The 23,097-nt window shown below is 53.9% G+C and carries 8 protein-coding genes, 1 tRNA gene and 3 rRNA genes; 6 read left to right on the top strand and 6 right to left on the bottom strand.

Translation table 11 applies throughout. The features are described from left to right. Nucleotides 1-77: 77 nt before the first annotated feature. Nucleotides 78-416: a 5-fold beta-flower protein gene (locus AC1MKH_RS01880; protein WP_046092746.1), complete on the top strand. Its 339-nt coding sequence runs from the start codon at nucleotides 78-80 to the stop codon at nucleotides 414-416. Between the two features lie 820 nt (nucleotides 417-1,236). Here the strand turns inward: AC1MKH_RS01880 and rrf are convergent. From rrf to AC1MKH_RS01850, 6 genes are all read right to left on the bottom strand, one after another. Continuing rightward, nucleotides 1,237-1,352, bottom strand: a 5S ribosomal RNA gene (rrf, locus tag AC1MKH_RS01875). 96 nt (nucleotides 1,353-1,448) lie between these two features. Further along, nucleotides 1,449-4,355 (bottom strand): 23S ribosomal RNA (locus AC1MKH_RS01870). 191 nt (nucleotides 4,356-4,546) lie between these two features. Continuing rightward, nucleotides 4,547-4,622, bottom strand: a tRNA-Glu gene (locus AC1MKH_RS01865). 85 nt (nucleotides 4,623-4,707) lie between these two features. Then, nucleotides 4,708-6,249: ribosomal RNA gene (locus AC1MKH_RS01860) — 16S ribosomal RNA — on the bottom strand. The 16S, 23S and 5S rRNA genes sit together here with 1 tRNA gene alongside, the layout of an rRNA operon. A gap of 510 nt (nucleotides 6,250-6,759) precedes the next feature. Beyond that, the gene (locus AC1MKH_RS01855) at nucleotides 6,760-7,089 is read right to left on the bottom strand and encodes a tryptophan synthase subunit beta (RefSeq protein WP_149465162.1); all 330 of its coding nucleotides are present in this window, start codon (nucleotides 7,087-7,089) and stop codon (nucleotides 6,760-6,762) included. A 51-nt stretch (nucleotides 7,090-7,140) separates the two neighbouring features. Next, a complete protein-coding gene (locus AC1MKH_RS01850) occupies nucleotides 7,141-13,938 on the bottom strand; it encodes a retention module-containing protein (protein WP_488451596.1) in 6,798 nt (2,265 codons plus the stop codon). Between the two features lie 279 nt (nucleotides 13,939-14,217). Here AC1MKH_RS01850 and AC1MKH_RS01845 point away from each other — a divergent pair, with 279 nt between their 5' ends. From AC1MKH_RS01845 to lapG, 5 genes are all read left to right on the top strand, one after another. Beyond that, nucleotides 14,218-15,564, top strand: a complete 1,347-nt coding sequence (locus AC1MKH_RS01845; protein WP_276224752.1) for a TolC family outer membrane protein — start codon at nucleotides 14,218-14,220, stop codon at nucleotides 15,562-15,564. A gap of 68 nt (nucleotides 15,565-15,632) precedes the next feature. Next, nucleotides 15,633-17,822: a type I secretion system permease/ATPase gene (locus AC1MKH_RS01840; protein WP_276224751.1), complete on the top strand. Its 2,190-nt coding sequence runs from the start codon at nucleotides 15,633-15,635 to the stop codon at nucleotides 17,820-17,822. 25 nt (nucleotides 17,823-17,847) lie between these two features. Beyond that, entirely contained in the window at nucleotides 17,848-19,170 is a 1,323-nt protein-coding gene (locus AC1MKH_RS01835; protein WP_420851447.1) for an HlyD family type I secretion periplasmic adaptor subunit, read from the top strand. Nucleotides 19,171-19,331: 161 nt separating this feature from the next. Then, nucleotides 19,332-22,400 carry a glycosyltransferase gene (locus AC1MKH_RS01830; protein ID WP_276224750.1) on the top strand — a complete coding sequence of 1,023 codons (3,069 nt, stop codon included), beginning with the start codon at nucleotides 19,332-19,334 and terminating at the stop codon, nucleotides 22,398-22,400. After that, nucleotides 22,397-23,089 (top strand): cysteine protease LapG, encoded by a 693-nt coding sequence (lapG, locus tag AC1MKH_RS01825; RefSeq protein WP_276224749.1) that lies wholly within the window; start codon nucleotides 22,397-22,399, stop codon nucleotides 23,087-23,089. Before AC1MKH_RS01830 ends, lapG begins: the two co-directional genes overlap by 4 nt. The last annotated feature ends 8 nt before the right edge of the window (nucleotides 23,090-23,097 follow it).

Raw genomic sequence — 23,097 nt, 5'->3', positions numbered from 1 at the left:
GCGTCCAGAACTTACAGAAACCAGTGCTTGATTTTGGATGGTAAAGTACTGAATGGATGTATCACAGGAGAATACTTATGAGCGTAACTATAAAAGACGATCGACTCAGGACTATCGCGACCTTTGATGGCAAGACCTTGAAAGATGATCGACTGAGGACCATCGCGACGTTTGATGGTAAAGCCCTGAAAGACGACCGACTCCGCACCATCGCTACCTTTGACGGTAAAAGCCTGAAAGACGACCGACTCCGCACCATCGCAACATTTGATGGCAAGACCTTGAAAGACGATCGACTCCGCACCATCGCAACATTTGATGGTAAAACACTTAAAGACGATCGACTCAGAACCATCGCGACAGTTAATGGTAATGTCAGTATTGTTGTTTTGGCGTTTGCTGCTCGGCTATTTTAGGGCTAAGAGCCTATCTCAACAGAGATTAATACTTTACCCAAAAGATATAATATCAGTATCTAAAAGCCTGCACCGTCTGATTTTTAGTCATTGAATCGCGAGAACGGGAGATAATTTCTCTTCTATGGGTATAGGCTCATAATGGTAGGATTCTGGTAGCTTCGAAACGCCGTATTTAAGCAATACTTAAGTCATGAAGAACCAAACTTAAACATTTTTCTCAAGGTAAACCAGTAAAAAACTGTTAGTGCTGATGGATCGTTTGGGCTCTTTTAAAGGGATTGAAAATCCCCGTGTCCTTGGTTCGATTCCGAGTCCGGGCACCACTATTTAAAGAACCCAGCCTTTGGCTGGGTTCTTGCTTTTCTGGGGTTTGTATTCCACTCATCCAGCTTTCCTCCCTTCCGCTTTTAAATCATCGCTGTAATCCACGAGACGCGTTTTAATCTGTTGGGTATTGTCCTGGGAAGGTATCGTTAAGATGTCGTCAGGGAGAGGTTGTGCGCGCTGTGTTGCACGGTGGCGCTGCGCTTACCGGGCCTGCAGTGTGCACCGTACCCGTAGGCCGGATAAGGCGCAGCCGCCATCCGGCAGGTTTTTTCGCGCCAACGCAAAAAGGCCATCCTTCCGGATGGCCTTCTGCTTATTTGATGCCTGGCAGTTTATGGCGGGCGTCCTGCCCGCCACCCTTCGGGCCGTTGCTTCGCAACGTTCAAATCCGCTCCCGGCGGATTTGTCCTACTCAGGAGAGCGTTCACCGACAAGCAACAGATAAAACAAAAGGCCCAGTCTTTCGACTGAGCCTTTCGTTTTATTTGATGCCTGGCAGTTCCCTACTCTCGCATGGGGAGACCCCACACTACCATCGGCGCTACGGCGTTTCACTTCTGAGTTCGGCATGGGGTCAGGTGGGACCACCGCGCTAGTGCCGCCAGGCAAATTCTGTTGTATTAACCCGCTTACGCCGGTTAATTTAATCTGTTATCAAGCTTACTTATCGATGTCTCTTCGCCAAAACATCTTCGGCGTTGTAAGGTTAAGCCTCACGGTTCATTAGTACTGGTTAGCTCAATGCATCGCTGCACTTACACACCCAGCCTATCAACGTCGTAGTCTTCAACGTTCCTTCAGGACTCTCAAGGAGTCAGGGAGAACTCATCTCGGGGCAAGTTTCGTGCTTAGATGCTTTCAGCACTTATCTCTTCCGCATGTAGCTACCGGGCAATGCCATTGGCATGACAACCCGAACACCAGTGATGCGTCCACTCCGGTCCTCTCGTACTAGGAGCAGCCCCCCTCAATTCTCCAGCGCCCACGGCAGATAGGGACCGAACTGTCTCACGACGTTCTAAACCCAGCTCGCGTACCACTTTAAATGGCGAACAGCCATACCCTTGGGACCTACTTCAGCCCCAGGATGTGATGAGCCGACATCGAGGTGCCAAACACCGCCGTCGATATGAACTCTTGGGCGGTATCAGCCTGTTATCCCCGGAGTACCTTTTATCCGTTGAGCGATGGCCCTTCCATTCAGAACCACCGGATCACTATGACCTGCTTTCGCACCTGCTCGCGCCGTCACGCTCGCAGTCAAGCTAGCTTATGCCATTGCACTAACCTCCTGATGTCCGACCAGGATTAGCTAACCTTCGTGCTCCTCCGTTACTCTTTGGGAGGAGACCGCCCCAGTCAAACTACCCACCAGACACTGTCCGCAACCCGGATCACGGGTCTACGTTAGAACATCAAACATTAAAGGGTGGTATTTCAAGGTTGGCTCCATGCAGACTGGCGTCCACACTTCAAAGCCTCCCACCTATCCTACACATCAAGGCTCAATGTTCAGTGTCAAGCTATAGTAAAGGTTCACGGGGTCTTTCCGTCTTGCCGCGGGTACACTGCATCTTCACAGCGAGTTCAATTTCACTGAGTCTCGGGTGGAGACAGCCTGGCCATCATTACGCCATTCGTGCAGGTCGGAACTTACCCGACAAGGAATTTCGCTACCTTAGGACCGTTATAGTTACGGCCGCCGTTTACCGGGGCTTCGATCAAGAGCTTCGCGTTGCCGCTAACCCCATCAATTAACCTTCCGGCACCGGGCAGGCGTCACACCGTATACGTCCACTTTCGTGTTTGCACAGTGCTGTGTTTTTAATAAACAGTTGCAGCCAGCTGGTATCTTCGACTGATTTCAGCTCCACGGGTAAACCGCTTCACCTACATATCAGCGTGCCTTCTCCCGAAGTTACGGCACCATTTTGCCTAGTTCCTTCACCCGAGTTCTCTCAAGCGCCTTGGTATTCTCTACCTGACCACCTGTGTCGGTTTGGGGTACGATTCAATGTTACCTGATGCTTAGAGGCTTTTCCTGGAAGCAGGGCATTTGTTACTTCAGCACCGTAGTGCCTCGTCATCACGTCTCAGTGTTAACAGAAGTCCGGATTTACCTAAACTTCCCACCTACACGCTTAAACCGGGACAACCGTCGCCCGGCCAACATAGCCTTCTCCGTCCCCCCTTCGCAGTAACACCAAGTACAGGAATATTAACCTGTTTCCCATCGACTACGCCTTTCGGCCTCGCCTTAGGGGTCGACTCACCCTGCCCCGATTAACGTTGGACAGGAACCCTTGGTCTTCCGGCGAGCGGGCTTTTCACCCGCTTTATCGTTACTTATGTCAGCATTCGCACTTCTGATACCTCCAGCATGCCTCACGACACACCTTCAACGGCTTACAGAACGCTCCCCTACCCAACAACACATAGTGTCGCTGCCGCAGCTTCGGTGCACAGTTTAGCCCCGTTACATCTTCCGCGCAGGCCGACTCGACCAGTGAGCTATTACGCTTTCTTTAAATGATGGCTGCTTCTAAGCCAACATCCTGGCTGTCTGAGCCTTCCCACATCGTTTCCCACTTAACTGTGACTTTGGGACCTTAGCTGGCGGTCTGGGTTGTTTCCCTCTTCACGACGGACGTTAGCACCCGCCGTGTGTCTCCCGTGATAACATTCTTCGGTATTCGTAGTTTGCATCGGGTTGGTAAGTCGGGATGACCCCCTAGCCGAAACAGTGCTCTACCCCCGAAGATGAGTTCACGAGGCGCTACCTAAATAGCTTTCGGGGAGAACCAGCTATCTCCCGGTTTGATTGGCCTTTCACCCCCAGCCACAAGTCATCCGCTAATTTTTCAACATTAGTCGGTTCGGTCCTCCAGTTAGTGTTACCCAACCTTCAACCTGCCCATGGCTAGATCACCGGGTTTCGGGTCTATACCCTGCAACTTAACGCCCAGTTAAGACTCGGTTTCCCTTCGGCTCCCCTATTCGGTTAACCTTGCTACAGAATATAAGTCGCTGACCCATTATACAAAAGGTACGCAGTCACCCCATAAAGAGGCTCCCACTGCTTGTACGTACACGGTTTCAGGTTCTTTTTCACTCCCCTCGCCGGGGTTCTTTTCGCCTTTCCCTCACGGTACTGGTTCACTATCGGTCAGTCAGGAGTATTTAGCCTTGGAGGATGGTCCCCCCATATTCAGACAGGATACCACGTGTCCCGCCCTACTCTTCGAGTTCACAACATATGCATTTTGGTGTACGGGACTTTCACCCTGTATCGTGCGACTTTCCAGACGCTTCCACTAACACACATGCTGATTCAGACTCTGGGCTGCTCCCCGTTCGCTCGCCGCTACTGGGGGAATCTCGGTTGATTTCTTTTCCTCGGGGTACTTAGATGTTTCAGTTCCCCCGGTTCGCTTCATTACGCTATGTATTCACGTAATGATAGTGTGACGAATCACACTGGGTTTCCCCATTCGGAAATCGCCGGTTATAACGGTTCATATCACCTTACCGACGCTTATCGCAGATTAGCACGTCCTTCATCGCCTCTGACTGCCAGGGCATCCACCGTGTACGCTTAGTCGCTTAACCTCACAACCCGAAGATGTTTCGTAAAACACCATCGTGTTGCGAAAATTTGAGAGACTCGAACACACTTAAAAGTGTGTCGTTTCAATTTTCAGCTTGATCCAGATTTTTAAAGAGCAAATATCTCAAACAAGACTTAACAGTCTGTTTTGAGATATTAAGGTCGGCGACTTTCACTCACACATACCAGCAAGTGGCGTCCCCTAGGGGATTCGAACCCCTGTTACCGCCGTGAAAGGGCGGTGTCCTGGGCCTCTAGACGAAGGGGACACTGAAGTCTCAATCGCAAGACGCCTTGCTATTTACTTTTCATCAGACAATCTGTGTGGACACTTCAAGGAACGGTTCTTTAAGGTAAGGAGGTGATCCAACCGCAGGTTCCCCTACGGTTACCTTGTTACGACTTCACCCCAGTCATGAATCACAAAGTGGTAAGCGCCCTCCCGAAGGTTAAGCTACCTACTTCTTTTGCAACCCACTCCCATGGTGTGACGGGCGGTGTGTACAAGGCCCGGGAACGTATTCACCGTAGCATTCTGATCTACGATTACTAGCGATTCCGACTTCATGGAGTCGAGTTGCAGACTCCAATCCGGACTACGACATACTTTATGAGGTCCGCTTGCTCTCGCGAGGTCGCTTCTCTTTGTATATGCCATTGTAGCACGTGTGTAGCCCTACTCGTAAGGGCCATGATGACTTGACGTCATCCCCACCTTCCTCCAGTTTATCACTGGCAGTCTCCTTTGAGTTCCCGGCCGAACCGCTGGCAACAAAGGATAAGGGTTGCGCTCGTTGCGGGACTTAACCCAACATTTCACAACACGAGCTGACGACAGCCATGCAGCACCTGTCTCACGGTTCCCGAAGGCACCAATTCATCTCTGAAAAGTTCCGTGGATGTCAAGAGTAGGTAAGGTTCTTCGCGTTGCATCGAATTAAACCACATGCTCCACCGCTTGTGCGGGCCCCCGTCAATTCATTTGAGTTTTAACCTTGCGGCCGTACTCCCCAGGCGGTCGACTTAACGCGTTAGCTCCGGAAGCCACGCCTCAAGGGCACAACCTCCAAGTCGACATCGTTTACAGCGTGGACTACCAGGGTATCTAATCCTGTTTGCTCCCCACGCTTTCGCACCTGAGCGTCAGTCTTCGTCCAGGGGGCCGCCTTCGCCACCGGTATTCCTCCAGATCTCTACGCATTTCACCGCTACACCTGGAATTCTACCCCCCTCTACGAGACTCAAGCTTGCCAGTTTCAAATGCAGTTCCCAGGTTGAGCCCGGGGATTTCACATCTGACTTAACAAACCGCCTGCGTGCGCTTTACGCCCAGTAATTCCGATTAACGCTTGCACCCTCCGTATTACCGCGGCTGCTGGCACGGAGTTAGCCGGTGCTTCTTCTGCGAGTAACGTCAATTGCTGAGGTTATTAACCTCAACACCTTCCTCCTCGCTGAAAGTACTTTACAACCCGAAGGCCTTCTTCATACACGCGGCATGGCTGCATCAGGCTTGCGCCCATTGTGCAATATTCCCCACTGCTGCCTCCCGTAGGAGTCTGGACCGTGTCTCAGTTCCAGTGTGGCTGGTCATCCTCTCAGACCAGCTAGGGATCGTCGCCTAGGTGAGCCGTTACCCCACCTACTAGCTAATCCCATCTGGGCACATCCGATGGCAAGAGGCCCGAAGGTCCCCCTCTTTGGTCTTGCGACGTTATGCGGTATTAGCTACCGTTTCCAGTAGTTATCCCCCTCCATCAGGCAGTTTCCCAGACATTACTCACCCGTCCGCCACTCGTCAGCGAATCAGCAAGCTGATTCCTGTTACCGTTCGACTTGCATGTGTTAGGCCTGCCGCCAGCGTTCAATCTGAGCCATGATCAAACTCTTCAATTTAAGTTTGATGCTCGTGAATTAAACTTCGTAATGAATTACGTGTTCACTCAGAGACTTGGTATTCATTTATCGTCTTGCGACGTTAAGAATCCGTATCATTGAGTGCCCACACAGATTGTCTGATAAATTGTTAAAGAGCAGTTGCAACGCGGCTTTACGCTCACCGTTGCGAGGTCCCGTATAATACGTTTTCCTCTTTCAGAGTCAACCCCATTTTCAAGGATTTTTTTCTTCAACCGAACCGGCTGTTGCCGTGTCAGTGGGAGCGCATTATAGGGAGTTCTCGTGAGGCTGCAACCCTAAATATGCGGTAATTTTACCGACTGCTGAAATACACAGCAAAACCCCGCTTTATACCCACTTACACACAGAGTTACCCACAGACTGGAGAGTTTTCTTGTCGTTCGGTCTCCGCTTATACGATCGTTATGCGATAAAAGAGATCCTTTTCGTACTCATATAGAAGAAACCCAACCTCGTGGTTGGGCTTTGCGTTTCGGGATCGCTGGGCTAGAGCAAGATCTCATCCTCATTAAGCAGATTCTCCAGGCTGTCCAGCTCCTGGCGCAATAGACTTCGGTTCGATAACTTGTTCTGCGCCGCAACCGGCAGGTCCGTGATACTGAGAATGCCTTTACTGGTCAGTACATAGATCAAATCTTCCAGCACGCGAACCAGTTCAAGATCGCTTTTTTGCAGCCCCGCAAGCAGCGCCTTCTGATGATTCTGCCAGTGGTTGATTTCCAGCGTGGTTTGTTCAGATTCTTCGGTCATTCCTTCGAACGGTTGAGTATCTACCCGCACCAGTGTTCCCCGGGGATTACGTTGTAAGTAATACATCTTATCTCCTGAAAGAGTAGCGCCACGTGAGTAACGTGGCGCTGGGTCGGGTTAGATTATGATGGAGGTATTATCCGGGTTAGCCAGTAAGCTATTTATATCAGCCACTGAGGAGCCCTCCACAGTGATACTGACGTTAGCCCCATTCATAATTTGACCACTGGTGCTAATCTCAATGACAGCATTTCCTTTCCCGTCATCAATAACCTGAAGGTAATTTTCAAGGCTTTCGGTAATGCCTCCCAGCAAATCGCTGAGATCGATACGATCTCCCTCTTCTGCATTGAAATCTTTAATCACATCATGACCGTCATCGCCTTTCAGCCAGGTGAAGGTATCGCTGCCAGAGCCGCCCGTGAGGATATCGTCACCTTTACCACCGGTTAGGGTGTCATTTCCGGTTCCACCATAGAGGATATCGTCCCCAAGTCCGCCGTTAAGGATGTCGTTACCGCCACCGCCGAGCAGAATATCGTCGCCTTCACCGCCATGGAGGATATCGTTACCCGAACCCATAGCACCAAGTTCATCGCTATTCTGAACAACGTAATCCGCCACTTTATCGAAGGTGAGATCGCCAACGGTAGTGCCCATGTGGCTGGCAAGTTCAGCCGAGCTATCAAAACCATCGCCAATCAGAATGTCATCACCTTTGCCACCAAACAGCACATCATCACCGCTGCCGCCGACAAGAATATCGTCACCACCGCCACCGTAGATAATGTCATCACCTACGCCGCCAAACAGAACGTCTTTACCGCCATCATTCTGAGACTGGTCAAACTCTTCAGGATGCTCGCTGATGTACTGTGATATATGGGATACATCCAGTTGGCTGGCGTCAACATTCAATTTTCCGGCGACATACTCTTTGATAGCCGCAAAGCCGTTGCTGTTGCCAAACAACACCATGTCACCAAAAAGAATATCGTTCCCGGCATTTCCGTGAACCGTATCCTGAGCGCCAGCCATCTGAACATCGTCGCCGCCAAGAATGGCATTCGCCAATTCATCTGCGGCAATTCCTGCCATTACGTTACCATCGGAGTCATACGGTTCCAGGTCATTCGCACTAATACCGTTGTTGATACCAATCGCTTCAACGTTGTCACAAGCCAGCAAAAGCAGGGCAAAAGCACTTTTTGAATTCGACGTCGTTGTATTGGTGGTCGAACTCCCATTCCCCGCACGCGTTGAGATTTCATACCCGCCCTTGCCGTTTTTGTAGAGCTCTCCTTCTTTGGTTGAAACCCAGTTTCCCGACCTATTCGTTGACCACGAGTAAACGTTACCGGCGGCATCAATAACAACACGATCTACACCATCAATGTTCATTGAGAAAGCGGTGCCTTCCTTGTAATCGACTGTACTCAAGTCAAGCATCGTGGTACTGCCTTGTCGGCCGTCAACGTCAATGCTGGAAATCTCATTACTTTGGTAGTACGTCGGTTTCCCATCGGTAATAAAGTAGGTCAGGTTCTCGGCGCCGTCAGATCCCATCTCAGTAAACCAGTTGGCTGCCGTTTTAAAGGCATCCTCGTAGTTCGTACCGCCGCCGCTTTTCATATTCGCCAACGCATCCGTCAGTGTTTTCAATGCATTTTTGTCAGTAAGGTTGACCGATACAGCGAAGTTCACCTGAGCATCAAAATCAACCAACAGAATGTTGACCTCACCTGAACCATCAAGTTGAGCATTCTGGGAAAGCGTATTAAAGACCTGTGTGAGCGACTTAATAATGGCCTCAACATCTTTCGCCCCCACGCTTCCGGAACTGTCTACGATAAAGGCGATGTTATAGTCCTGTCCTGGCTGCTGCTGGAAACCTTGCGTGTCGGCAATAATGACGTCACTTGTGCCTTCTCCACCTTCCAGCACGTTATCGTATTCATTACCCGTGATCACATTCCCTGTTTCAATAGTGACCGGGCGTTCGGTGGAATCACTTGCAATATTACCTGCTTCGTCCTGTACGGTAATTGACGCACTGACCTCCGGATTTTTCATCAGGTTTTCAGCCGTGAATTCCGCTTCCCAGAACAAGTTGCCTTCGCCATCATCCTGAACCGGCACCTTGATAGTGACATCGCCAACTTTCACCTCGACGAAATCATCGGTTGTGGCTTCGCCGGTAACAGTACCGGTGACTTTGATTGACGGTGAATCTTCGTTTGGTAGCTTATTCGTTTCGGAGAAACTCAGGAAATCATCGCCCGTAACAGGGTCGATCGTAACAACTACGTTAATCGTTGTGTCGATCTTAACCGGCTCATTGTCAATCGCCGTCGCTTCGTTCCCGGCCTCATCCTGAATGGTGATGGTGCCGTTCACTTCCGGATCCGCCAGCAGATCGGCAGTTTTCACCTCCGTGCTCCAGGTCAGGTCGCCCTGCACTTCTGCCTCATAGCGGTTGCCGTTCACTTCCAGTACCACCATGTCGCCCGCTTTCGCATCGCCGCCCACGGTGCCGGTGATGATGGTGTTCTCCGCCTTCGCTTCTTCAGCGTTGATCCAGCCGTCGCCCGCAATCACGTCAATATCCAGCGTGACCGTCGGCAGCGTGATATCCACCTGCACCGGCTCCATCGCGGTGGCCATCGCTTCGTTCCCGGCCTCATCCTGAATGGTGATGGTGCCGTTCACTTCCGGATCCGCCAGCAGATCGGCGGTTTTCACCTCCGCGCTCCAGGTCAGGTCGGCCTGCACTTCTGCCTCATAGCGGTTGCCGTTCACTTCCAGCACCACCATGTCGCCCGCTTTCGCATCGCCGCCCACGGTGCCGGTGATGGTGGTGTTCTCCGCCTTCGCTTCTTCAGCGTTGATCCAGCCGTCGCCCGCAATCACATCAATATCCAGCGTGACCGTCGGCAGCGTGATATCCACCTGCACCGGCTCCATCGCGGTGGCCGTCGCTTCGTTCCCGGCCTCATCCTGAATGGTGATGGTGCCGTTCACTTCCGGATCCGCCAGCAGATCGGCAGTTTTCACCTCCGTGCTCCAGGTCAGGTCGCCCTGCACTTCTGCCTCATAGCGGTTGCCGTTCACTTCCAGTACCACCATGTCGCCCGCTTTCGCATCGCCGCCCACGGTGCCGGTGATGATGGTGTTCTCCGCCTTCGCTTCTTCAGCGTTGATCCAGCCGTCGCCCGCAATCACGTCAATATCCAGCGTGACCGTCGGCAGCGTGATATCCACCTGCACCGGCTCCATCGCGGTGGCCATCGCTTCGTTCCCGGCCTCATCCTGAATGGTGATGGTGCCGTTCACTTCCGGATCCGCCAGCAGATCGGCGGTTTTCACCTCCGCGCTCCAGGTCAGGTCGGCCTGCACTTCTGCCTCATAGCGGTTGCCGTTCACTTCCAGCACCACCATGTCGCCCGCTTTCGCATCGCCGCCCACGGTGCCGGTGATGGTGGTGTTCTCCGCCTTCGCTTCTTCAGCGTTGATCCAGCCGTCGCCCGCAATCACATCAATATCCAGCGTGACCGTCGGCAGCGTGATATCCACCTGCACCGGCTCCATCGCGGTGGCCGTCGCTTCGTTCCCGGCCTCATCCTGAATGGTGATGGTGCCGTTCACTTCCGGATCCGCCAGCAGATCGGCAGTTTTCACCTCCGTGCTCCAGGTCAGGTCGCCCTGCACTTCTGCCTCATAGCGGTTGCCGTTCACTTCCAGCACCACCATGTCGCCCGCTTTCGCATCGCCGCCCACGGTGCCGGTGATGATGGTGTTCTCCGCCTTCGCTTCCTCAGCGTTGATCCAGCCATCGCCTGCGATCACATCAATATCCAGCGTGACCGTCGGCAGCGTGATATCCACCTGCACCGGCTCCACCGCCGTGGCCGTCGCTTCGTTCCCGGCTTCATCTTTTATGGTAATGGTGCCGTTCACTTCCGGATCGGCCAGCAGGTCCGCAGTTTTCACCTCGGTGCTCCAGGTCAGGTCCTCTCGAACCACTGCTTCATACGGCTTGCCGTTCACTTCCAGATGCACCACGTCACCCGCTTTCGCGTCGCCGCCCACGGTACCGGTGATGGTGGTGTTCTCCGCCTTCGCTTCCTCGGCGTTGATCCAGCCGTCGCCTGCGATCACATCAATATCCAGCGTGACCGTCGGCAGCGTGGTATCGACCTGCACCGGCTCCACCGCCGTGGCCGTCGCTTCGTTCCCGGCTTCATCTTTTATGGTAATGGTGCCGTTCACTTCCGGATCGGCCAGCAGGTCCGCAGTTTTCACCTCGGTGCTCCAGGTCAGGTCCTCTCGAACCACTGCTTCATACGGCTTGCCGTTCACTTCCAGATGCACCACGTCACCCGCTTTCGCGTCGCCGCCCACGGTACCGGTGATGGTGGTGTTCTCCGCCTTCGCTTCCTCGGCGTTGATCCAGCCGTCGCCTGCGATCACATCAATATCCAGCGTGACCGTCGGCAGCGTGGTATCGATCTGCACCGGCTCCACCGCCGTGGCCGTCGCTTCGTTCCCGGCCTCATCTTTTATGGTAATGGTGCCGTTCACTTCCGGATCGGCCAGCAGGTCCGCAGTTTTCACCTCGGTGCTCCAGGTCAGGTCCTCTCGAACCACTGCTTCATACGGCTTGCCGTTCACTTCCAGATGCACCACGTCACCCGCTTTCGCGTCGCCGCCCACGGTGCCGGTGATGGTGGTGTTCTCCGCCTTCGCTTCCTCGGCGTTGATCCAGCCGTCGCCCGCGATCACATCAATATCCAGCGTGACCGTCGGCAGCGTGGTATCGACCTGCACCGGCTCCACCGCCGTGGCCGTCGCTTCGTTCCCGGCTTCATCTTTTATGGTAATGGTGCCGTTCACTTCCGGATCGGCCAGCAGGTCCGCAGTTTTCACCTCGGTGCTCCAGGTCAGGTCCTCTCGAACCACTGCTTCATACGGCTTGCCGTTCACTTCCAGATGCACCACGTCACCCGCTTTCGCGTCGCCGCCCACGGTACCGGTGATGGTGGTGTTCTCCGCCTTCGCTTCCTCGGCGTTGATCCAGCCGTCGCCTGCGATCACATCAATATCCAGCGTGACCGTCGGCAGCGTGGTATCGATCTGCACCGGCTCCACCGCCGTGGCCGTCGCTTCGTTCCCGGCCTCATCTTTTATGGTAATGGTGCCGTTCACTTCCGGATCGGCCAGCAGGTCCGCAGTTTTCACCTCGGTGCTCCAGGTCAGGTCCTCTCGAACCACTGCTTCATACGGCTTGCCGTTCACTTCCAGATGCACCACGTCACCCGCTTTCGCGTCGCCGCCCACGGTACCGGTGATGGTGGTGTTCTCCGCCTTCGCTTCCTCGGCGTTGATCCAGCCGTCGCCTGCGATCACATCAATATCCAGCGTGACCGTCGGCAGCGTGGTATCGACCTGCACCGGCTCCACCGCCGTGGCCGTCGCTTCGTTCCCGGCTTCATCTTTTATGGTAATGGTGCCGTTCACTTCCGGATCGGCCAGCAGGTCCGCAGTTTTCACCTCGGTGCTCCAGGTCAGGTCCTCTCGAACCACTGCTTCATACGGCTTGCCGTTCACTTCCAGATGCACCACGTCACCCGCTTTCGCGTCGCCGCCCACGGTGCCGGTGATGGTGGTGTTCTCCGCCTTCGCTTCCTCGGCGTTGATCCAGCCGTCGCCCGCGATCACATCAATATCCAGCGTGACCGTCGGCAGCGTGGTATCGACCTGCACCGGCTCCACCGCCGTGGCCGTCGCTTCGTTCCCGGCTTCATCTTTTATGGTAATGGTGCCGTTCACTTCCGGATCGGCCAGCAGGTCCGCAGTTTTCACCTCGGTGCTCCAGGTCAGGTCCTCTCGAACCACTGCTTCATACGGCTTGCCGTTCACTTCCAGATGCACCACGTCACCCGCTTTCGCGTCGCCGCCCACGGTACCGGTGATGGTGGTGTTCTCCGCCTTCGCTTCCTCGGCGTTGATCCAGCCGTCCCCACCAATCGGGTCAATATCCACCTCAACGTTTAACGCCGCCTGCCCAACGCTACTCTGCGCACTCGCCGTGGCTTCATTACCGTTGTCATCGCGCGTGGTGACGCTGGCCTGTACATCGCCAGAGGCAAGCAGGTCGCTGGTATTCACATTCACTGACCAACTGCCATCTGCCTGTACAGTGGTCTGATAATGATTGCCGTTGACCGTCACCGTGACCACATCGCCCGGACGAACGTCGTGCCCCGTCTTACCGCTAACGACTGTGGTCTCCTGCATTGCTTCACGCATATTAATGATATTGTCGCCGGCGATGGCATCAATGGTAATACTGGCTTCAGGAAGGACTGGGGGAACGGGAGGCTCTGGCGTAATAATGGGGTCATCATCGGTATCGTTGACGTCCTGGTCTGTTTCCAGCAACGTCTCCTCTTCCAGCGGCCCCGGGAACGTGGCGTCAATGCCGTCCGTGGGGTATCCCGCCGTGGGGTCAAGAATTTGCCCGGTCAGGTCCAGCACGACGTGCGTATGCCCCTCTCCACCGTCTCCCGCCTCGCCCGTCGCTGAGGAGGTAACCGGGTTACCCGCAGCGGTAGCTTCAAGCACCTGCGAGGGGTCAGCACCTTCCGCAATCGCCTGTTGGGCAGCCGCTAAATCCTGCGGCGGTGAGTTCTCTGTTGATGCCGTTACCGTAGTGTCATCACCCCAATGGCTTGCCCTGCCAAGATCCAGATTTTTACCATTCGGTAAGGTCACGGTGACTGCGCCCTGCTCGGTCACAATCTGTTCGCCGCGCATCACCTGCTCACCTTCTGTCGCCTGACGGCGGGTACCATCTGAGGCAACAATCCAGGCTTGCCCTATAATTGCTTTGATTGTTCCAATAACCGTTGACATGGCATCTCTCCTTGGAGTGTTAATTCCGTATCATTTTGGAAATTTATTTATTTCCTCTTATATATTCAGGAAACAAATGATAAGGTTATCTTTATAGTTCGCTTTATTGATTAACAGACTATATTCAGACCAGTAATTCAAATATATATATTCAGACCTGTATGAGTAATAATATCTTTTTATTATTTTTGTAAAACAGCGTATTTAAACACTCGAAGTCTTTCGTGTTTGGTTTATCTTAGCAGTCGACTGGGATATTCAATGCGAAGGGATAACATCATGAAAAAGCGCGATACGGTTATGCTTGCTTTGTCGTTGCCATTATTTGTCACTGGCTCCGCGCACGCATTAACACTCGAACAAGCCATTAAGAACACTCTTAACACACATCCAGAAGTTAGCGCCTCAATCAATAGCCGATATTCAGCTGACTATGATTTGAAAGCCGCAAGAGGCGGATATCTACCGTCATTAAATTTAAATGCCGGAACCGGTTGGGAGCAAACCGATAACGCCACCACCCGCGCGGCGAACGATCACCGCCGTAACCTGCACCGTAGCGAATCGTCGCTGATGCTGACGCAAAACGTCTTCAACGGTTTTGCCACCACCAGCGAAGTGGCCCGCCAGAAAGCCACCGTTAACTCCCGCGCCTACGGGGTAAGCAACAGCAGCGAAACCACCGCGCTGAGTGCGATTCAGGTCTATATGGATGTCCTGATGCGCCAGCAGTTCGTCAAACTGGCGGAAGAAAATCTTGCCAGCCATGAACGTATCTTTGATCAGATCAACCTGCGAACCCAGCAGGGCGTAGGCCGTCAGGCTGATTACGAGCAGGCCGAAGCCCGTCTGGCCCAGGCGCGAAATAATCTGCTGACCGAGCAAACCAATCTGGAAGATGCACGCACCAACTTCTTCAGTATCACCGGAAGCGAAGCCGAGGCGCTGAACCAGCCTACGACGGTCGCCACGCCAGGCACCCTCGAAGATGCGCGTAAAGTGATGCTGAACAACAGCCCGCTGCTGAAACTGGCCGAGTCAGATGTTGAAGCAACCCGCCAGCAGTATGAAGCGTCGAAATCCACCTTCTACCCGAATGTGAATATCGAGGCAGGCCGTACCATGGATAACAATATCGATGGCACCCGCGGCCACAGCCAGGAATGGCAGGCGATGTTGCGTATGCGCTACAACCTGTTTAATGGCGGGACAGATAAGGCAAATCTTACATCAAATGCTTATAAATTACGTGAAGCACAAGATGTACGAAATAATGCGCAGCGTCAATTAACGGAAGAATTACGTCTTTCGTGGAACGCATTAAAAAATGCGCAGCAGCAAGTTCCGATTGCACAGCAATATGCTGACCAGAGTTATAAAGTGCGTGACGCCTATCGCCAGCAATTCAGTATCGGCGAGCGTACGTTATTAGACTTGCTCGACAGTGAAAATGAAGTATTCACTGCGCAGCGCCGAAATATTGAAATGCAATACGTTGAATTATTTTCCGGCTATAGAATTAAAGCGCGTACGGGCGAATTACTGAAGTCAATGTCCATTCAACCGCCATCAGCCAGTGAGGCGACCTGGGTTGAGGATCAGCAGTCATTACCGGACCTGAAATAAATCGTTAATACAGAGGGAGCCCAGCTCCCTCTGTATTAACAGCCGGTATTGTTATAAGGACATAAAATATGGCACTACATTCAATCCCCTCTTCCGGCGGCGATACTGTTGATAATCAGGAAGATATCGGCATCGACCCACGTACACTTCACGACGATCCGTTGCTGGATAGCCTGATGGCCATCTGCATGCTGCATGGCAGACCGGCCAGTCGCGTCTCGTTAACCGCCGGATTACCACTGGTAAAAAACCGACTCACGCTGGCAATTTTCTCACGCGCCGCCGCCCGCGCTAATCTGCGGGTACGCATGCTCAAGCGTGAGCTGAAAAAAATCACCGCCGTCTCTCTGCCCGCCATTGTGTTACTCAAAGGCAACCGCACTGCCGTACTGCTTGGCTGGAGCGAACACGGCGAGGCGCGCATTCTGCCAAGCGAAACGCTCGGTGGTGAGCTGTCGATTGATGCGCAAACGCTGGCGGATGAATACACCGGCGTGGCGTTGTTTATTCAGCCGATGCACCAGCGCGAACGCAGCGAAACGGCGCTCATACCCCGAACCCGAACCTGGTTTCGCGATACGCTAAAACTCTCGCGTACGCTGTACACTGACTCTATCGTTGCCAGCTTCCTGATTAACGTCATCGCCTTGTGTACACCGCTGTTTGTGATGAACGTCTACGATCGTGTGGTGCCCAATCAGGCGACCTCAACACTGTGGGTGCTGGCGATTGGTATCACCGTCGCCTTTCTGTTTGATTTACTGCTGAAAACCTTGCGCAGCCGCTGTCTTGATCTGGCCGGGAAGAAAACCGACATGATCGTCTCGGCGTCGCTGTTCAGCCGAATCACCGGGATGGCGATGAAAGCGCGCCCTGCGCGTCTGGGCAGCTTCGCGCAAAACATCCACGAAATTCAGTCTCTGCGAGATTTCCTCTCTTCACTTACGCTCGCTACGCTTATCGATATGCCGTTCACCCTGCTGATGCTGCTGGTGATTGGTATCATCGGCGGCCCTCTGGTGTTTATCCCGCTGGTTGCGTTTCCGCTGGCGCTGGTCGTCAGTTGGCTGATTCAGCGACCGCTCAATGAAACCATCGACGACACCATGAAACTCTCCTCAGAGCGCCAGGCGGTGTTGATTGAAACCCTGAGCGGCCTCGATGCCATCAAAGTGAACAATGCACAAAGCGAGCGTCAGTATCTGTGGGAAAACACGCTGGGCACGCTGAGCAAAAAAGAGCTGCGGGTAAAAACGCTCTCGACGCTGGCGGTCAACTTTACCGCCTGGCTACAGCAGTTCTCTGGTGTTGCGATGATTGTCGCCGGGGTCTATCTCATTATTGATGGCAACCTCAGTATGGGCGGCCTGATTGCCTGCTACATGCTGAACGGACGCGCGCTGGTGCCGATGGGTCAACTCAGCGGGCTCGTCACGCGTTATCAGCAGGCGCGCATGACGATGGAAACCACCGAAAACATGATGGATTTACCGCAGGAGCGTCAGGAAGATGCGCCTTCGGTCGCGCGCGAAAAATTACAGGGCGCGATTGCCTTTCAGAACGTCACCTTCACTTATCCGGACCAGAAATACGCTTCGCTCCGCGCCATCTCCTTCTCCATCACACCGGGCGAAAGAGTGGGTATTATTGGCCGAAGCGGGTCGGGAAAAAGCTCGCTGGCGAAGCTGATTATCGGTTTCTACCAGCCCGATACGGGCGAAATACTGATAGATGGCATGGACGCGAATCAAATCGACGTAAACGATCTGCGCCACAATATCGGTTATGGCCCACAGGATATCCACTTGTTCAGCGGCACGCTGCGTGAAAATCTGATCTACGGCGCAAGCTATGTCGATGATGATGTCATGCTCCGCGCCTCGCGTCTGGCAGGTGTACATGAGTTTGCCCGTAAACACCCGGATGGCTACAACATGCAGGTTGGCGAGCGTGGGCTGAATCTCTCTGGCGGTCAACGTCAGGCGGTGGTACTGGCGCGAGCGCTGCTGCTCGACCCACCAATTTTGTTGCTCGATGAACCTACCAGCTCAATGGATAACACCACCGAAGACGCAGTGCGCCGCGCATTGATAGAAAACACGTGTGGCAAAACGATGTTGCTGGTGACGCACCGCGCGTCGATGCTGGCGCTGGTTGACCGACTGATTATTCTCGATCGTGGCCGCATTATTGCTGATGGGCCTCGCGATAACGTCCTGGCGGCGCTGAAGAAGGGGCAAATCCATGCGAGTCACTAAGGCTATCAAAGCACTCCTGCGCCGTATGGGCCTCCTCTCTACGGAGAAGCCCTTCACGGTCAATGACATCAACGGCGTGATCACCGAAGGCGCGCCGCGTTCAACACGTATCACCCTCTGGGCCTGCTTTGCGTTTTTCATCGCCTTTGTTGTCTGGGCCTCGTTCGCTCAGGTCGATGAAGTGACGCGCGGCGAAGGAAAAGCAATTCCCTCATCGCGCCTGCAAAAGATCCAGAACCTGGAAGGTGGGATCGTCTCGGAAGTATTTGTTCATGAAGGGCAAATTGTGGAAGCCGGGCAGCCGTTACTGCGCCTGGATGACACGCGTTTTCGCTCCAACGTGGGCGAAAGCGAGGCCGATCGCAATGCGCTGATTGCGCGCATCTCGCGCCTGCAGGCGCAAATTGACGACAAACCGCTGGAAATCAGCCCGGAAATTGAGCGCGATGCCCCAGGCATCGCCAGCGGCGAGCGCGAGTTGTTCAACACCCAGCGCGAACGTTTTCGTAGTGAGATTTCCGGCCTCGAAGAACAGCTGTCGCAAAAACGTCAGGAGCTGCTGGATTTCGAAGCTAAAAAGGTGCAGTTCCGTAACAGTCTTGGCCTGCTTCAGCAGGAGGTGCGGATGTCGGAGCCGTTGGTTGCCGCGGGCGCTATCTCGAAAGTCGAAGTCCTGCGTTTGCGCCGTTCGGAAGTGGAAACGCGCGGCCAGCTCGATTCGGTGATCTTGTCGATCCCGCGCGCGCAATCGGCGATCAAAGAGATTGAAAGTAAGATCGCCGAAGCCAAAGGTCGCTATCGCAGTGATGCTCTGGCGGAGCTCAACGAGGCCCGCACCAACCTGAGCAAAACGGAAGCTTCCGGTAAAGCGATTGAGGATCGGGTCAACCGTACGCTGGTCACCTCACCGGTACGCGGCGTGGTGCAGCAGTTGCTGGTGACAACCATCGGCGGCGTTATCCAGCCGGGTAGCGAACTGGTGGAGATTGTTCCACTGGACGATACGCTGCTGGTTGAAGCCAAAGTACGCCCGCAGGATATCGCTTTTTTACATCCGGGCCAGCAAGCGATGATCAAGTTTACCGCCTATGATTACACCATCTATGGCGGGCTGAAGGGCTCACTGGAACACATCAGCGCTGACACCATCACCGACAAAGAGGGTCGCAGCTTCTACCAGATCCGCCTGCGCACGGAGCGTAACCATCTCGGTAATGAAGAGAAACCGCTGTTGATCATTCCAGGCATGGTGGTTTCGGTCGATATCATGACCGGCAGAAAAACCGTGCTCAGCTACCTGCTGAAACCGATTTTACGCGCCAAAGCCGAAGCCCTGCGCGAAAGGTAATATCACGCCAGGGCGCAATCAGCGGCCTGGCGTATAACTCGATCGGTTTTCTGAAAAAGGGAGTCCCGCACTAATCCATGCGAATGCGGAATATCCAGGCCGAACGCTATAATGTTATCTTATAAAACACAGGGATTTTCTTCGCGCAGCAGGATACCGATATGTCATTGAGCCATTTGCTCGCGCAAACCCGGCCTCTGGTTGAGCAATTTAATATTGCCGCCGATGCTTCTCACGTTCCGGGTTATGTGCTTTTTTTTAGCGTGAGTAATGGTCAGGAACGTGCTCACATCGAACAAGCCCGTGGTGATACGCTGGACAATGCCTGGATTGCGGGCGCAAAAGCGTTGCAACGCTGGGCGCAGAAGCAAACCACGCAACCTTGCTGGCTACGCGTGGATGTCGTCAATCACGTTGAAGCGCTACGCTGGGATGCGCTGCAAGATAAACTGCGCAAAACCAAGCGTAACTATTTCCGCTTTGGCTTAAGCTTCACCGAGACCTTTGAGCACGCCCTGCTTGAACAAGAAATTGCCGCCAACGCCCTGCTCTACGTGGGCACCGAAGGCGTCGCCACCCCTAACGATAAAAACCTGGTCAGCTATACGCGTCAGCGTTTTGGCAGCGAACTGCACTGGCCGGACGCACCGGAAAAAACCCTCTGGCGTTTTACCACCCTTGGTGCGTTCAGCGACGGTAATCGGGCATATCCTCTTGAATCTGGCGGGCCGCATTCAGGCTATCGCCAGCTCCCGCACTGGCAGGATGAACTGGAGCCGATGATCCACTCGGCCAGTGATTATCTTGCACGGCAGGTTAAAAAATCGGGCCGCTTTCATTACGGCTGGTTCCCCTGCTTCGATCGCGCGATCCCCACCTATAACGCCCTGCGCCACGCCAGCTCGACCTACGCGCTGTTAGAAGGCTGGGAAGTCACGCAGAACAACACGCAGTTTGCCGCCATCGAACGCGCGCTACACGATCTCGCCAGCGAGCTTATCCGCACCTGTACGTTGCCCGACGGCAGCGACGCCGATTTTCTGGTGGACACCGGCGATGAGATTAAACTCGGCGGCAACGCCGTGTGCATTCTGGCGATGGCAAAATACAGCGAACTGACGGGAAATGAGCGCTATCTGGCGCAAATGGAACGCCTGGCGAACGGTATTGCCTTTATGCAAAACGCCGAAAGCGGCGCATTTGTTCACGTGCTGCATGCCGCCGATCTTTCGCTGAAAGAAGAACAGCGCATTATTTACTACGACGGAGAAGCGGCATTCGCACTGATGCGTCTGTACGGGCTGACCAAAAACCCGCGCTGGCTGTCAATTGTTGAACGGGCGATGGACAATTTTATCGCCCGGAAACACTGGCAGGCGCACGATCACTGGTTAAGCTACTGCGTGAACGAGCTGACGCGCTATCGCCCGCAGGCCCGCTACTATCAGTTCGGGCTGGACAACGTGCGCGATCATCTCGATTTCGTGCTGAAAAGAGTGACCACCTACCCGACGCTGCTGGAACTGATGATGGCGGCGCAGCGCATGATTGAGCGTCTTCAGGCCGATGATACCCACCGGCATCTGCTGGCTGATTTTGACGTCGATAAATTTTACCGTGCGCTGGAGTACCGCGCCCGTTATCTGGCTAACGGTTTTTTCTGGCCGGAACTGGCGATGTTTTTCAAAAATCCGCAAAAAATTGTCGGCAGCTTTTTCATTCGCCATCACAGCTATCGCGTGCGCATTGATGACGTCGAACACTATCTTTCCGGCTATGTGGCCTATCGTAAATATCGCCTCCAGCAGGCGAGTCGTCCGCAGCAGCTGGTTTTCCTGTGTGGTAATTTCCGCCATGAAGGCAACGGGATTGAAATCGCCTCCATCCGCCGCTGCGCGCTGTTTATTCGCCAGCTCGGCGTTTCGCCGTGGGTGATCACTTCCAGCTGGAACCCGCAGCTGGCGCGCACGGTGGAGGCGCTTAATGAAAGCGGAAAACTGCCCGCGCCGGTTAAAGCGCTGACCGTTTATGACTGGCTGCCAGCCATGCTGGAGCGCGGTGATATTCGCCCGATGCAGGAACTGCGCCCCGGCACGCGTGCGCAAACGCGTAAAGACAGCCGCAACATTCTCGCGGCGCGTCGGTATGTCGGCGCGGAGGGCAATCTCAGTCACGAAGATTTTGTCCATCTGCCCACGCAGAAAATCGTGCTGCGTCGGCACTATCGCTCTCTGAAAGGCACGGCGTATCTTTCCGGCATTGAGCTGCGCTTCACAGACCATGAACGCCGCTATGCCAGCGAAGAGGAGTTCGCCGCCGCCATGCTGGCGCATAATCTGGACAGGCAAACCACGTGGCATTTTCTGGTTGATAAAAATCTGCCGTGGCGGGAGTTTGTCTCTTCAAAACCCAAAAACTGGCTGAATGCGACCCTGACGTCGGTAATTCACTCGACGCATCAACGGGAAGACGGTGAATTTAAACAGGCATATCGACATGTGTTGCGCGACGCAACGCTGCTCGACCGTATTATTGTGCTGACTGACGCGCAAAAGCATGATTTGGCGAAGGTTATCTCCAACGCAAAACGCTTACTCGTTATACCCCATCATCTGACGCTTGCTCTGCCGGTTGTAAATCCGCAGAAAAACGCCGGCAAACGGGTGCTCTATATGGCGCGTTATGCCCCTGAAAAACAGCATCAACTTCTTTTCAGAGTCTTTGCTCAGGTTGTGGAAAAAATGCCGGATGCAGAGCTACACACATATGGTTCCGGCGGAATAAAAAAAGAACTTGAACAATGGGTTATCGCTAATCATCTGGATAAACATATTTATCTTCACGATCGGACCGACGAACTGGAATTACTACATCGTCAGTCCAGTTGCGCAGTTCTGTGTTCCAGCCATGAAGGCTTTTCACTGTTTGGCCTGGAGTCACTCGCCCACGGCACGCCGCTGGTCAGTTTTGACATCCAGTATGGCCCGCGCGATTTGCTGGAAAATTCCGGTGCCGGAATTCTGGTGAAGTCGAATGATGAAACCGCGCTGGCAGAGGCGCTGATTGAGGTTTTACAGAACCCGCAGCAACGTGCGCAAATGCAGGAAAACGCCCTGCGCCACGCCACACGCTATTCTGAACAACAGGTTGCCACACTCTGGCAGACCTGGTGGCAGGAGATGCAGGCACTGGCCGCCCGCGAAAATAAAGGGGTCGAGAACCGCGCGTGAACGTTCGACTGAGCCGTCGCACACTCTGGCAACGCTGGCTGGCATTCTGGCTGGCGCTGCTGCTCGTGCTCTCACCTGGCCTCGGCGCCAGTTGGGATTTCAACACCATCAACTCGCGCAGCCAGCAGCTATACGGCCCCGCCACGCCAACGGCGCAGCGCAATATCGATGAGTGGGCGGCATTGCTTAAAAATCCGCCGCAGGGCACTATTCAGGATAAATTAAACCGCGTTAATCAGTTTTTTAATTCCCGCATGCGTTTTCGTGATGATATCGCCGTATGGGGACAGCAGGATTATTGGGCAACGCCGATTGAATTCTTACGCAAAGGGGCGGGCGACTGCGAAGATTACGCGCTGGCGAAATATTTCACCCTGCGTGAACTGGGCGTGCCAGCCAGCCAGCTTCGAATCACCTATGTCAAAGCGTTGCAGTTAAATCAGGCGCATATGGTTGTCGCCTGGTACGCCACGCCCGACGCGGTACCGTTAATTCTGGATAACTTAAAAACCACTATTTTACCCGCGACACAGCGTAATGACCTGCTGCCGGTTTACTCCTTCAACGGTGAAGGGTTATGGATCCCGCAGGCAGGTAAAAACAAGCGCGTGGGCGACAGTAAAAAGATTTCTCGCTGGCAGGATCTTCTCACCAAGATGCGTGCAGAAGGATTTGTAATTAATGAATAGGAAGTAGC

This window comes from Pseudocitrobacter sp. CD920760, from assembly GCF_057782505.1.
Note: the sequence above shows the minus strand (reverse complement) of the source record. Positions and strands in the feature narration are given on the sequence as shown.

What these genes read in the sequence shown, in the direction of transcription:
- AC1MKH_RS01855 (WP_149465162.1), bottom strand. Translation starts at nt 7,089, where the DNA reads ATGTATTACTTACAACGTAATCCCCGGGGAACACTGGTGCGGGTAGAT.
- AC1MKH_RS01830 (WP_276224750.1), top strand. Translation starts at nt 19,332, where the DNA reads ATGTCATTGAGCCATTTGCTCGCGCAAACCCGGCCTCTGGTTGAGCAA.
- AC1MKH_RS01850 (WP_488451596.1), bottom strand. Translation starts at nt 13,938, where the DNA reads ATGTCAACGGTTATTGGAACAATCAAAGCAATTATAGGGCAAGCCTGG.
- AC1MKH_RS01835 (WP_420851447.1), top strand. Translation starts at nt 17,848, where the DNA reads ATGGGCCTCCTCTCTACGGAGAAGCCCTTCACGGTCAATGACATCAAC.
- AC1MKH_RS01880 (WP_046092746.1), top strand. Translation starts at nt 78, where the DNA reads ATGAGCGTAACTATAAAAGACGATCGACTCAGGACTATCGCGACCTTT.
- AC1MKH_RS01840 (WP_276224751.1), top strand. Translation starts at nt 15,633, where the DNA reads ATGGCACTACATTCAATCCCCTCTTCCGGCGGCGATACTGTTGATAAT.
- AC1MKH_RS01845 (WP_276224752.1), top strand. Translation starts at nt 14,218, where the DNA reads ATGAAAAAGCGCGATACGGTTATGCTTGCTTTGTCGTTGCCATTATTT.